Below are 13,117 nucleotides of genomic sequence, written 5' to 3'. Positions count from 1 at the left end.
GAAGCATCATGCGTCTGATTTTGAAATGCACCGGCGGCTTCGCCGGTCCGGCCGGCGCCCAGACCCGCACCGTCGACCTGGCGCTGCTGCCGGCCGACCAGGCCAGCCAGCTGGAGCAGTTGCTGCACGCCAGCGACTTCTTCGCGCTGCCGCCCCGGCTGGTCAAGCCGGCGCCGAAGTCGTGGGACTTTCAATACGATCTGGAGGTCGACGATGGCGCCCAGGCCCACTGCGTGCGCTACCACCTGGACGAGGCCTCGCCGCCGCTGAAGGCGCTGACGGAAAAGCTCAACGAGGAAGTCGACCCGGACTAGCGGATCGTCAATTCGGGATAGCCGGTGCGCGCGTCATGCTCGCGCGTGAAGCGCCGCTCCGGCAACAGCGCCAGCAGCACCTCGGCCGTGGTGCGGACCACGCAGCCGGCGCACACGTGCCCGCCCAGCAGCGCGCCGCGCGCGTCCGACACCGCCATGTGCAGATGCGCGCCGTCGGCCGCCAGCGAACCGGCCAAGGTCAAAATTTCCAGGTCGCCGCGCAGTTCGGTCGGCCCCGGCAGGCCGGCGTATCGCAGCTGCGCCACGCTCAGGCTGCCAATGCCCTGCAATACGAAGCCGGCCTGGTGGCCGCTGTCCAGCAAGGCTTGCACCAGCGCCGCGCGCAGATCGTCGCCGGGATGCAGGCGCAGCGGCAGCGTTTGCATGGCTCAGCCCAGCAGGCGCGCGAACTCGCCGCTGTCGATCAGCTTCTGCAGATCGGTGGCGCCGCCGATCAGCGTGCCGTTGACGAAGATCATCGGGAAGGTCGACCAGCCGCTCCACAGCTTGAGCGCCAGGCGCGGCCGCCAGGACGAGAAGTAGTTGCCGTAGCTGAGATAGGTGTACGGCGTGCCGTTGCGCTCCAGGATCTTGCGCGCCTTGGCCGGAAACGGGTTCAGACCCATGCCCACCACCACCACCTTGTTGGCGGCCACGGCGGCCTCCACCTCGGCGATCAGATGGGTGTGATAGGTGCTGATCTGCGCCAGCGCGGCGGGGTGGATGCGTGCTTGATCCAGGAGCGGTCGGGTCATTATTGCCTTACAAGTCGAGTTTGGAAATCTTGGTGCCTTCCAGGTTCAGGTTGGCCATCAGACCGGCGTTGGTCAGCACAAAGGCCTGAATCGGGTTGTTGGCGGTGGAGGTATCGACCTCGCCGTTGGCGCCGACCTTGATCAGGGCCACCGAGCCATCGACGCCGGCGGTCCAGCCTTTGCCGTTGCGGAATTTGTCCAGCGCTTCGCGGCTCATGAACAGCAGCACCACGGCCTTCGATTGCGCGCCGGCCTGGAAGCCGACCGACAGCGACGCCACGCTGTAGTAGTCGGCGGTCTGGCCGCCGGTGCGCAGCACGCCCTTGCCGTATTCGCCGCCGACCACCAGGCCGGCTGCCACCACGTTGGGGAACACCAGCACGCCATTGGCCTTGTGCACCAGCTCGCGCGAGCCCTTGACTTCCTTGTACAGGCGCTCCAGCGTGGTGTAGGCGCCCTGTTCGATTTCGGTCTTCACCGCGGCCGAGCTGGGCTTGGCGGCGCCGGTGGTGGTGGTGCAGCCGCCGAGCGCGAAGCCGGCGAAGGCCATGGCGGCGGTGGCGCGCAGCAGGAAAGTACGTTTTTGCATGTAAGCCTCCGGTAAGTAGTTTAAACAGACCATTGTTTCATCATCTACATTACCACGCTATCTCTCTTCCGTAGCACACCGCAGTTCAGCGGTTGGCGAAGGCCAGCCGCTTGCCTTCGCGTAGCATGGCAGCGAACTCGGCCGCCGGCACCGGCTGGCTGAACAGATAGCCCTGCAGCTGGTCGCAGCCCAGCTCGCGCAGGAAGGCCATCTGCTCGGCCGTCTCCACGCCTTCCGCCACGATCTCCTGGCGCAGCTGCTGCGCCATGGTGACGATGGCGCGGGCAATGGCGCAATCGTTTTCCTCGTACGGCAGGCCGATGACAAAGGAACGGTCGATCTTCAGCGTGCTGATCGGGAATTTCTTCAGGTAGGCCAGGCTGGAATAGCCGGTGCCAAAGTCGTCCAGCGCCAGCGCCATGCCCATCGCCACCAGCTGGTTCATGATGGCGATCACCTTGTCGGTGCCGCGCACCAGCAGGCTCTCGGTGATTTCCAGGTTGATCTGGTCCGGCTGCACCTGGTGCCGCTCCAGCACGGCCGCCACGCGCCGCGGCAGGTCGGCGTCGAACTGGCGCGCCGACAGGTTGACGGCGATCGGCGGGATGATCATGTTGGCGTCGCGCCATTCGCGCACCTGGCGGCAGGCCTCTTCCAGCACCCACTCGCCGAGGTCGAGAATGAGGCCGGTTTCCTCGGCCACCGGAATGAACACGCCCGGCGACACCAGCCCGCGCACCGGATGGCGCCAGCGCAGCAGCGCCTCGGCGCCGACGATGCGGCCGCTGCGCAGGCTGACCTTGGGCTGGTAGTACAGCTGCAGCTCGTGGTTCTGCAGCGCCTGCCGCAATTCGCTCTCGATGCGCAGATGCTCCTTGGCGCGCTGGTTCATCTCCTCGCTGTAGAACAGGAAATTCGATTCCAGGCTTTGCGCCGCCTTGGCCACCGCCACGTCGGCGTAGCGGATCAGCGTGGCGACGTCGGCGCCATCCTCGTTGTAGACGGTGATGCCGACGTGGGCGCCGACCTGCAGGCTGTGGGCGGCGATGGTGATCGGCGCGGTCAGCGTGGCCAGCAGCTTTTCGGCGACGATGCCGGCGTGTTCGCGCTTTTCCACGTGCAGCAGCGCCACCGCGAACCGGTGGCCGTCCAGCCGCGCCAGCACGTCGCCCTCGCGCAGCGAGGCGCGGAACAGGCGGCCGATTTCGCACAGCAGCTCGTTGCCGATCTCGTGGCCCAGCGTGTCGCTGATGGCGCCGACGCGGGTGATTTCGATCACCATCAGCGCGCCGTGCTCGCCGGAGCGCTTGGTTTCGGTCAGCGCCTGGCCGACCAGCGTGGTCAGCAGGCACAGGTTGGGCAGCCCGGTCAGCGGATCGTAGTTGGCCATGCGCTGCATGCGCGCCTCGGCATCCTTGTGCACGCTGATGTCGGAGAACAGCGAGAAGGTGTGGCTGATCTTGCCGTTGTGGTCGCGCACCGCGCTGATGGTCACCGATTGCGGAAACAGCTCGCCGTTCTTGCGCTTGCCGATGATCTCGCCGCGCCACGGCCCGCCGCCCTGCATGGCGCTGCGCACCTTGGCGCGGAACTCGGCGTCGTGCACGCCGGAGCGCAGCAGGTCGGGCGTCTGGCCGATCGACTCGGCCGGCGTGTAGCCGGTGATGCGGGTGAACGAGGAGTTGATCGAGACGATGCGCTCCTGGGCGTCGGTGATCAGCACCCCCTGCTCGCTGTCCTCGATGATGCGCGCGTGCAGGTTGACCTTGTCGAGGTCGGACAGCGTCTGGTTGGCCTGCGACAGCCGCACCAGCATGCCGATGGCGTCGCCGCCGTCGTCGTGACGCAGCTCGATGTCCAGGTGGACCCAGATGATGTCGCCGTTCTTCTTGCGGCGCCGCACCTCGGTGCGGGCGGCCGAGGCGCCGGGATCGTGGTCGAAGAACAGCTCGGCGATATTGCCGTCGTCATCGTCCTCGGCGTACAGGAACAGCACGTGCTGGCCGACCACCTCGTCGGCCGCGTAGCCGAACATCTGCTGCGCGCCCACGCTCCACGCGCTCACGTAGCCGGTCAGGTCGAGTTCGAAGGTAGCGTTTTCCGGCGGCATGTCGCCCGGCTTGAGCGCCGCCCGTGCCTGCTTCAGCGCCGCGTCCAGCTCGGTCAAGGTCAGTTGCAGCGCCGCGCCTTGCTCACTCCGGGCTTGGCGGCTCAGTGCGAGACAACGCTCGATCGCGTCAAGCATGGGGGCTACCCGCCTTGCCCGCCGTGACGTCCTGCATCCACAGCACGGCGTCGATCAGGATGCGGTTGTAGTCGGCGGCGTCCAGTTGCAGCGCCGCCAGGCAGCCGGCCAGCGCGGCGTGGTCGGCGCGCTCGGCCGACTCGACCACGCACAACAACTGGCCCATCTCGCCGCCGTGCTCCAGCAGCGCCCGCTGCACCGCCTCGCTGACGGTCAGCGGCTTCAGCACCTCTTCCAGCGGCATGCCAAACAGCACGCCCAGCAGCGAGAACATGCCGACCATGAAGGCCTGTTCCTGGTGCTGCTTGTCTTCGCCGCAGGCCTTGGACAGCAGCTCCATCGCGCGCGCCCGCAGCGCCACCCGCGCCAGCAGCATGGCCGAGCGGCGGTCGCCCTCGCGCGACGAGAACAGCATCAGGTTGAGCCAGCGCCGCAATTGCGCGCGGCCAAGGATCAGGATGGCCTGCGAAAAGCTGGTGACGCGGCGGCCGGTGCCCATGCCGAGCGAATTGACCAGCCGCAGCAGGTGGTAGGACAGCGTCGGCTCCTGCCGCAGCAGCGCCTCGATTTCGTGGGTGTCGGCGTCGGCCGACACCAGCTGCACCAGTTGCAGCGCCAGCGCGCGCGAGGCCGCCTGCGTGCCGACCGGCTTGGGCGGCGGCGCCAGGAACCAGTCGCCCGCGATCCATTGCACGGCCGGCGCCAGGTCCTTGGGCAAGGCGTCGTCGGCGCGCTGCACCTTGTCGGCGGCCAGCGCGTGCCAGCCGGCCTGCTCCAGCGCCTGCGCCAATGCCGGCGCGGCGTCGGCGCGGTAGCAGCAATGCATGCTGCCGTCGGCCAGTTCCTCCAGCAGGTTCAGCGGCACTTCGGCGCCGGCCGGCAGGCGGCCGGTATCCAGCAGCAAGGCTGCCGGGCTGCCGTGACGGTCAGCCAGCAGATGCAGCAACAGTGCCGTGGCGGTGGAAGCGGTCATGAAGTGGTCCATTGATTGGTCTTGCTATGTTGCCCGAAGTCATTAGCCTTGGTCAACACCATGATGCGGAAGATGGGACAGCAGCCGCCCCAGCAGGCCAGGCTCGCGCATGCGGTTGATCCACCAGTTGAGCGCGGCGCCGTTTTCGCCGCTGCGCCAGGCCAGGTAGAAGGTTTCGGCCGGCTTGGGCTCGGCCACTTCCTTTTCCACCAGCAGGCCGCGCGCGATGGCATGGCGCGCGCATGGTTCCGGCAGGAAGCCGAAGCCCATGCCGGCCAGTTGATACTGATACTTGGTTTTCATGTCCGGCACGGTGAGCGTGTCCTGCCCCAGCAGCAGGCCGACGGTGCGCGGCGCCATCTGCCGCGCCGAGTCGGCCACGCTGATGGCGCGGTGGTGCTGCAGGTGGGTGCGGTCCAGCTTGTCCTGGACAGCAGCCAGCGGATGCGACGGCGCCACCGCGAACACGAAGTTGATCTTGCCGATCGGCTCGGACACATAGCCGCCGCCGGCCGGGCCGTCGCCGGCCGCGCCCACCAGCAGGTCGGCGCGGCGGTCCAGCAGCGCCTCCCAGGTGCCGGACAGCGCTTCCTGCACGATGCGCAGCCGGGTCTGCTGGGCGACCTGGTAGAAGGCCGGCACGTCGTCATGGAACAGGCAGGCAGAAAACATCGAGTCCATGCCCACCGCCAGTTCGGTTTCCCAGCCGGAGGCCACGCGCCGCACCCGGTGCTCCAGGTCCTGGGCCGCCTTTAGCAGGTAGCGGCCCTCTTTCAGAAGTTCGGCCCCGGCGGCGGTCAGCTCGACGCGCGGGCCGTTGCGTTCGAAAACTTGCACACCCAGGTCGTCCTCCAGCTTGCTCACGGTGTAGGAAATGGTCGAGGGCACGCGGTGCAATTCCTTGCCGGCGGCGGAGAAGGAACCGCGGCGGTCGATGGCGTCCACGATCTGCAGGGCTTCAAGGCTGAGTCTGAGCATTCGATTTTATCGATAGTAGGAGGGTAATTTTTCCGTTTTTTTATTCTGAATCAGGGGTCTACAATGTGATTCATGGATGCGGCGAGATTGAAAGCGCGCTTTCAAAATTATCGCACATTAACCCCAATAAGAAATGGAGCTCATCATGTTGCAAGTACGTCATTCCGATTCGCGCGGTAAAGCCAACCACGGCTGGCTGGATTCCAAACACAGCTTCTCGTTCGGCCACTACCATGATCCTGAACACGTCGGTTTCGGCCCGCTGCTGGTGATCAACGAAGACAAGGTCATGGGCGGCCAGGGCTTCGGCACCCACGGTCACCGCGACATGGAGATTATCTCCTACGTGCTGAGCGGCGCGCTGGAACACAAGGACAGCATGGGCACCGGCTCGGTGCTGCACTACGGCGACGTCCAGCGCATGAGCGCCGGCACCGGCGTGCGTCACAGCGAGTACAACGGCGACCGCACGGAGCAAGTGCACTTCCTGCAGATCTGGATACAGCCGAATCAAATCGGCATTCCACCGAGCTACGAAGAGAAAAACTTCACGCCGGAGCACAAGAAAGGCAAACTGGCGCTGATCGCCTCGCCGGACGGTCGCAACGGCTCGGTGCTGATCCACCAGAACGCCACCATCTACGCCTCGATCATGGACGAGGGCGACAGCCTGAAGCATGAACTGGACGAGGGCCGCATCGGCTATGTGCACCTGATCCGCGGCGCGGTGACGGTCAACGGCGTGCACCTGAAGGCCGGCGACGCGCTGAAGCTGACCGACGAGCCGCTGATCAAGCTGGAACAGGCGGAAGCCGCCGAACTGCTGGTGTTCGACCTGCCAAAACAGTAAGCACCGTCATTCCGGCGCAAGCCGGAATCCATGCTGCGCGGCTGCGGACGCGCGCTATGGATTCCGGCATCCGCCGAATGACAGGGTACTGCCGAGGGCGGACTCAAAACATTTCCGCCAGTTTTGGTATCATGAAGGGCGCGCCGGGTCTGTCTGAACAGCCCGGCGCGCCTTTTTTACCTCTCAATGAATAGAATAAAGAGCAAAACCATGTCGCAGAGCGCAGAAATCCCGTCCCAGGACGAACTGAACTACGTTACCTCCTGCGCCCTGCCAACGCCGTGGGCCCAGTTCACCTTGCACGCCTTTGTTGAAAAAGCCACCGGCAAGGAACACCTGGCCATGGTGCTGGGCGACATCGGCAACGGTCAGCCGGTGCTGGCGCGCGTCCACTCGGAATGCCTGACCGGCGACGTGCTGTTCTCGCAGCGCTGCGACTGCGGCGCCCAGCTGGAAGGCGCGCTGAAGAAGATCGCCGACGAGGGCCGCGGCGTGCTGCTGTACCTGCGCCAGGAAGGCCGCGGCATCGGCCTGATCAACAAGATCCGCGCCTACCGCCTGCAGGAGGCCGGCGCCGACACGGTGCAGGCCAACGAACAGCTGGGCTTCAAGCCCGATCAGCGCACCTATGGCCTGGTCAAGCCGATGCTGGAGCAGTTCAACGTGAAAAGCCTGCGCCTGATGACCAATAATCCGCGTAAGATCGATGCCATGACCAAACTGGGCATCGAGGTGGCCGAGCGCGTTCCGCTGCTGGTCAACCGCAATGCCTTCAACCAGTATTATTTGGATACCAAGGCCGCCAAGCTGGGCCACATGATGACGCCGCTGACGCCGGCGCCGTTGGAGGATGGCGCGCTGTAACGTGTTTTAAGGATTGCATGAAAGTTACCAAGCTCGCTAGTACGCTTGTATTGATCTGGGCCGCCGCCACGGCCACGGCGGGCGCGGCCCGCGCGGCGTCCGCGCCGGTCCAGCCGGCCGCCCGGCCGCCGGCCGCCCAGCCGCCACAGTCAGCCCATCCGGCGCCGGCCACCGCAGCGCCGCCAGCGCTGCCAGCGGCCTCGCCTGCCTCGCCTGCCTCGCGAACTGCCGCGCCGTCGGCCGCCGGCGTCTCCGGCGCACCCGGCGTCCCCGGCGCTGCGCCAGCCGGCGCCGAGGCCAACGGCGACGCCGCGCCGCTGCCGCCCCCGTCCACCGCCGCCCAGCACCTGTACGCCGCCGCCAAGAACGACATCCTGCAAGTGCGCTCCTTGCTGAAAAGCGGCCGCACCCAGTCCTCGGTCGGCTCCGGCTTCCTGATCGGCACCAGCAACCTGGTGCTGACCAACTACCACGTGGTCTCGCAGTTCGCGCTCGATCCCGACACCTACGTCGGCGAATGGGTGGACACCGGCGGCCAGCGCGGCAACGTCGAACTGCTGGCGGTCGACGTGCTGCACGACCTGGCGGTGCTGCGCGTCAACCGCAACGGCACCGGCTTCTTCAAGATGCCGCCGCAACTGGCGCGCCTGACGCAAGGCCAGTACCTGTACTCGATGGGCAACCCGCTCGACCTCGGCTTCGCCATCTCCGAGGGCGCCTACAACGGCGTCATCACGCGCAGCTTCTACGACCAGCTGATGTTCACCGGCCCGATCAACTCCGGCATGAGCGGCGGCCCCAGCGTGACCGCCGACGGCTCGGTGGCCGGCGTCAACGTCTCCAAGCGCCTCGATGGCGAGCTGGTCAGCTTCCTGGTGCCGGCGCGCTACGCCCAGGACCTGCTGAAGAAGGTCGACCAGCAGCACAAGGCGCCAACCGATTTCACCGCCGTCGTGGCCGGCCAGTTGCTGGCGCACCAGACCGCGATGGTCAACCAGTTGCTGTCCAGCCCATTGAGCCTGAAACCGATGGGGCCGTACCAGGTGCCGGTGCGCGAGTCCGAGCAGATGCGCTGCTGGGGCCGTTCAAACGTCAAGGCCGACAAGCCGTTCACGGTGGACGACGCCAGCTGCGCGATGGAATCGGCGATCTTCGTCAGCGGCTCGCTGCAGACCGGCCAGATCGCCATCCGCCACCAGTTCCTGCGCAGCGCCGGCCTCGACAAGCTGCGCTTCGCCCAGCTGGCCAGCGCCTCGTTCCGCAACGAGCACTTCGGCAGCAACAAGGACGCCCGCCTGACCGGCCCCAACTGCACCGAGGACTTCGTCAAGAACAAGGACCTGCCGCTGCGCACCGTGCTGTGCGTGCGCGCTTACCGCAAGTTTGCCGGCCTGTACGACTTCGCGCTGCTGACCGCCAGCACCGACCAGGGCCTGATGAGCCTGCAAAGCCGGCTGGACGCGCGCGGCGTCTCGTATGACAACGGCCTGCGCCTGGCGCGCGTGTTCCTCGATTCGCTGTCGCTGGCACCAACGGCGGCGCCGGCGAAGAAAGGCGGCAAATGAAAGCCCCCTACTTCGTTGAACTCCTGGCCCGCAACGGCGACGTGCTGCACCGGCACAAGGTGGCCGCGCTGCCGATCCGCATCGGCCGCAGCTACGACAACGACATCATCCTGGACGACGCCCACAGCGCCGCCAGCCATGCCATCGTCGAGACCGACCAGCACAACCAGGTCGTGCTGCGCGACCTCGGCAGCAAGAACGGCACCGTCCACAAGGGCCGCCGCCAGACCAGCATCACGCTCGACGGCGACACCGTGGTGCGCCTCGGCCACACGCGGCTGCGGGTGCGGCCGTCCGACTTCCCGGTGGCGCCGGAAATCGCCGACACCACCATGCACGGCTGGGAAGGCGCGACGCCGGCCACCATCGGCCTGGTGCTGATCGCCGTGTTCAGCTGCCTGGAAACCTGGCTGGGCGACGTCGAGCCGTTTGCGCTGATCCGCTACCTGCTGGTGCTGGCCTCCAGCCTGGCCGCCGGCCTGCTGTGGGCCGGCGTGTGGGCGCTGGCCAACCGCCTGTTCGGCACCCACGCGCGCATGGGCCGCCACCTGTTCATCCTCGGCAGCGCGCTGGCGGCGGTCGGCCTCTGGCGCGCCGGCAGCGCCGTGCTGGCCTACGCGTGGTCGGCCGAGTCGCTGACGCGCTACGGCAACCTGGTCACGCTGGCGATCGCCTGCGCGATGGTGTTCTTCCACCTGATCACCATCAAGCCGCACCACCCGCGCCGCTTCCTGATCACCACCACGGTGATGCTGCTGGCCGGCGCCGGCCTGGTGGTGCTGAGCAATCTGCAGGGCACCGGCCGCGCCGCCGACGAACTGTACATGTCGGTGCTGCTGCCGCCGGAAGTGCGCCACAGCCCCAACCGCAGCGTCGACCAGTTCCTGGCCAACGCCGGCAAACTGAAAGCCGGCGTCGACGCCGCGCGCTCCCAGACCGTCAAAGACGGCGCCACCGATGGCGACGACGAGGACGACGACAGCGGCGCCGACTGATGCGGTGGCTGCTTCCGCTGCTTGCGCTGCTGGGCGCCCTGGCGGCGCCGCGTGCGGCCTGGGCGCTGGACCCGGCGGTGCCGTTCCAGGACCTGAACCACGCCTCCTGGAGCGACAAGGACGGCGTGCCGCAGAACACGCGCGGCCTGGCCCAGACCCGCGACGGCTGGCTATGGCTGGCCAGCAAGGACGGCCTGTTCCGCTTTGACGGCGTGCGCTTCGAGCGCTACCGGCTGCCGCGCAACCAGATCAATCGCGTGCGCGCGCTGCCCAACGGCGACCTGCTGCTCAGTTACTTCTTCAACGGCGCGGCGCTGCTGCACGCCAGCGGCAAGCTCGAAGAGCTGGGCCGGCAGGACTGGGACCGGCTGCAATCGCCCAACAGCATGGACCGCGACAGCGCCGGCGCCATCTGGTCCGTCGGCCCCGGCGGCGTGGAGCGCTACCGCGACGGGCGCTGGCACAATCTGCTGAGCGGCGACAACTGGCAAACCGAGGAATCCAGCCTGCTGATCGACCAGTACGACCGCGTCTGGGCCAGCGACGGCACGTCGGTCTATCTGTTCGACCACGCGGCCGGACGCTTCCAGCAGCTGTCACCGCCGGGCCTGACGGGCAGCCTGACGCAGTCGCCGGACGGCCAGCTGTGGATGATGAACGCGACCGGCGCGCGGCCGCTGCCGATGCCGCCCACCGGCAATCCGCGCCCGCGCCGCGCCGATTTCAACCAGATGGGCTCGCGCCGCGAGGGCGTGTTCGACCGCGACGGCAACCTGTGGGCCATGCAATGCCCGGTCGGCATCTGCCGCGTGCCGCGCACCGCCATCCGCACCGGCCAGCCGGTCGTGCTGGCGCGCGACGCGCGCGAACGACTGGACCAGGACTGGCAAATGACCTCGCTGGCGGTCACCGCCATGCTGGAGGACCGCGAGGGCAATGTCTGGGTGGCCACCCACGCCGGCATCGAGCGCTTCCGCATGAACAAGCTGTCGCCGGCCCACATCCCGAGCCGCTCGGGCACCTTCAGCATTGCCGCCGACGCCGACGGCCAGTTGTGGGCGGCCGACTATCCCAGCGGCACGCTGTGGAAAGTCTCGCCCGGGCAGGCGCCGCAACCGCAGCCGGGGCGCCATGCGCAGGTGCTGGGCAACGACCGCGACGGCGCCCTGCTGATCGTCGGCAAGCGCGACATCACCCGCGTCTACAAGGGCGCGCGCAGCAGCATTCCGCTGCCGCTGGTCAACGGCAAGCCGGCCGACCTCGACGTGCTGGGCGTGCTGGACGACGGCAAGGTGCTGTGGACCACGTCGATGCAGACCGGCACCATGGGCCGGGTCGATGGCGTATGGCGGCCGCGTAGCGCCTTCAAGTTGCCGCCGCGCATTTCGCTGTCGGCGCCGGGCGATACCGGCCAGCTGTGGCTGGGCCATGCCAGCGGCGAACTGAGCCTGTACGACAACGACCGCGTGTCGCGCTTCGACATCCGCATGGTGGGCATCGAGTCCGGCCTGTTCCCCGGCACGCCCATGGTGGTCACCGGTGAGCGCGGCATCGCGGTGCGCCAGGGCGAGCAGTTCGTGCTGCTCGGCCAGCCCGACGTGGAAGAGCTGCGCAGCATCACCGGCATGGTGCTGCTGCCCGACGGCGACCGCTGGTTCAACGGCGCGCGCGGCCTGGTGCACATCCGCCGCGCCGACTGGGAAGCCGCGCTGCGCCAGCCCCGGCTGCCGCTGAAATACCGGCTGATCGACGCCCAGGAGGGTTACCTGGGCCGCGCCGCCTTCGACAACCGCCTGACCACGCTGCTGAAGGTCGGCAACCAGGTGTGGGCGCGCGGCTCGGGCGGGCTGGTACGCCTGAACCTGGGCGACATTCCGCTCAACCCGGTGCCACCGTCGCCGCAGCTGCTGCAGGTGGAGGCCGGGGCCGGGGTCTATCCGGCCGCCGCCGGCCTGCGCCTGCCGTCCGGTTCGGATAGCCTGAGCATCCGCTACACCGCGCCCAGCCTGCGCAAGCCGGAGGGCGTGCGCTTCCAGTACCAGCTGGACGGCGTGGACAAGGACTGGGTCGACGCCGGCCCGCGCCGGGTGGCCTACTACACCAACGTGGAGCCGGGCCCGCACCGCTTCCGCGTGCGCGCGCTGAACGAGGATGGCGTGGCCAGCGCCGATGTCGCCAGCCTGTCGTTCGAGGTGGCGCCGCTGCTGGTGCAGACCTGGTGGTTCCGGCTGCTGTGCGTGGCGGCGCTGGCCGCCGGCGCTTACGCCTTGCACAAGTACCGGCTGAAGATCGCCACGCGCCGCATCACGCTGCAGGTGCATCACCGCATGCAGGCCAGCCTGGCCGAACGCGAGCGCATCGCCCGCACGCTGCACGACACCTTCCTGCAAAGCGTGCAGGGCCTGGCGCTGCAGGTGCACGCGGTGGCGCTGGAGCTGCCGGAGGAGCACACGGCGCGCGGCCGCCTGCACAAGGTGCTCAACAGCGCGACCCAGGCCATGGCCGAGGGCCGCGACCAGGTGCAGCAGCTGCGTCGCGGCAGCGACCCGGAACGCAAGATCCGCCAGCTCGGCGAGCAGCTGACCACGCAGGCGCCAGCCACCGGCTTCACCATGCAGGTGGAAGGCAAGCGCCGCGCGCTGAGCGTGATGGTGCAGGAGGAACTGGCCGAGATTGGCCAGCAGGCGGTGCGCAACGCCTTCCAGCACGCGCAGGCGGCCATGGTGACGGCGGAACTGGTGTACGGCGCCGACGCGGTCACGCTGCGCGTCAGCGACAACGGCCGCGGTTTCGACCAGCAGCGGCTGGAGCGCGCCAGCCAGCAAGGCCACTGGGGCGTGATCGGCATGGGCGAACGGGCGCGCAATCTGGGCACCACGCTGCAGGTGTCCAGCGTGCCGGGCCAGGGCACGCAAATCGCGCTCAGCGTGCCGGCGAAGCTGGCCTATCCGGCCTGAGGCGGGCAGCCGCTTGGCGGTGAGCGGTTATC

Annotated in this window: 12 protein-coding genes; 6 read left to right on the top strand and 6 right to left on the bottom strand. The window is 67.9% G+C overall.

Annotation, left to right across the window (positions count from 1 at the left end; translation table 11 throughout):
- Positions 1–8: 8 nt before the first annotated feature.
- Entirely contained in the window at positions 9–314 is a 306-nt protein-coding gene (locus FHW58_RS01900; RefSeq protein WP_229265017.1) for a protealysin inhibitor emfourin, read from the top strand.
- On the opposite strand, the gene FHW58_RS01895 is transcribed toward FHW58_RS01900, so the two are convergent.
- From FHW58_RS01895 to FHW58_RS01870, 6 genes are all read right to left on the bottom strand, one after another.
- The gene (locus FHW58_RS01895; protein WP_179671394.1) at positions 311–700 is read right to left on the bottom strand and encodes a PPC domain-containing DNA-binding protein; all 390 of its coding nucleotides are present in this window, start codon (positions 698–700) and stop codon (positions 311–313) included. The two genes, FHW58_RS01900 and FHW58_RS01895, sit on opposite strands and share 4 nt — an antisense overlap.
- 3 nt (positions 701–703) lie before the next feature.
- Positions 704–1,069 (bottom strand): glutaredoxin, encoded by a 366-nt coding sequence (locus tag FHW58_RS01890; RefSeq protein ID WP_179671393.1) that lies wholly within the window; start codon positions 1,067–1,069, stop codon positions 704–706.
- A 7-nt stretch (positions 1,070–1,076) separates the two neighbouring features.
- Entirely contained in the window at positions 1,077–1,658 is a 582-nt protein-coding gene (locus tag FHW58_RS01885; RefSeq protein WP_179671392.1) for a YSC84-related protein, read from the bottom strand.
- Positions 1,659–1,743: 85 nt separating this feature from the next.
- Entirely contained in the window at positions 1,744–3,903 is a 2,160-nt protein-coding gene (locus FHW58_RS01880) for a bifunctional diguanylate cyclase/phosphodiesterase (RefSeq protein WP_179671391.1), read from the bottom strand.
- Positions 3,896–4,876 carry an EAL and HDOD domain-containing protein gene (locus FHW58_RS01875; RefSeq protein ID WP_179671390.1) on the bottom strand — a complete coding sequence of 327 codons (981 nt, stop codon included), beginning with the start codon at positions 4,874–4,876 and terminating at the stop codon, positions 3,896–3,898. Before FHW58_RS01875 ends, FHW58_RS01880 begins: the two co-directional genes overlap by 8 nt.
- 42 nt (positions 4,877–4,918) lie before the next feature.
- Positions 4,919–5,854 carry a LysR family transcriptional regulator gene (locus FHW58_RS01870; protein WP_179671389.1) on the bottom strand — a complete coding sequence of 312 codons (936 nt, stop codon included), beginning with the start codon at positions 5,852–5,854 and terminating at the stop codon, positions 4,919–4,921.
- 145 nt (positions 5,855–5,999) lie between these two features.
- Between FHW58_RS01870 and FHW58_RS01865 the strand changes: the two genes are divergently transcribed.
- The 5 genes from FHW58_RS01865 (at position 6,000) to FHW58_RS01845 (ending at position 13,085) form a co-directional block, all read left to right on the top strand.
- Complete coding sequence (locus FHW58_RS01865) at positions 6,000–6,704, top strand: pirin family protein (protein WP_179671388.1); 705 nt, start codon at positions 6,000–6,002, stop codon at positions 6,702–6,704.
- A 210-nt stretch (positions 6,705–6,914) separates the two neighbouring features.
- Positions 6,915–7,568 (top strand): GTP cyclohydrolase II, encoded by a 654-nt coding sequence (gene ribA / locus FHW58_RS01860; protein ID WP_179671387.1) that lies wholly within the window; start codon positions 6,915–6,917, stop codon positions 7,566–7,568.
- Positions 7,569–7,585: 17 nt separating this feature from the next.
- Positions 7,586–9,133, top strand: a complete 1,548-nt coding sequence (locus tag FHW58_RS01855) for a serine protease (protein WP_229265016.1) — start codon at positions 7,586–7,588, stop codon at positions 9,131–9,133.
- Positions 9,130–10,128 (top strand): FHA domain-containing protein, encoded by a 999-nt coding sequence (locus FHW58_RS01850; RefSeq protein ID WP_179671386.1) that lies wholly within the window; start codon positions 9,130–9,132, stop codon positions 10,126–10,128. The genes FHW58_RS01855 and FHW58_RS01850 overlap by 4 nt, the downstream gene beginning before the upstream one ends.
- A complete protein-coding gene (locus tag FHW58_RS01845; protein WP_179671385.1) occupies positions 10,128–13,085 on the top strand; it encodes a sensor histidine kinase in 2,958 nt (985 codons plus the stop codon). The genes FHW58_RS01850 and FHW58_RS01845 overlap by 1 nt, the downstream gene beginning before the upstream one ends.
- The last annotated feature ends 32 nt before the right edge of the window (positions 13,086–13,117 follow it).

It is taken from the genome of Duganella sp. 1224, assembly GCF_013408245.1.
In the GTDB taxonomy this organism is placed as follows: domain Bacteria; phylum Pseudomonadota; class Gammaproteobacteria; order Burkholderiales; family Burkholderiaceae_D; genus Rugamonas.
The sequence above is the reverse complement of the archived record's forward strand: the minus strand, read 5'-3'. Positions and strand labels throughout refer to the sequence as shown.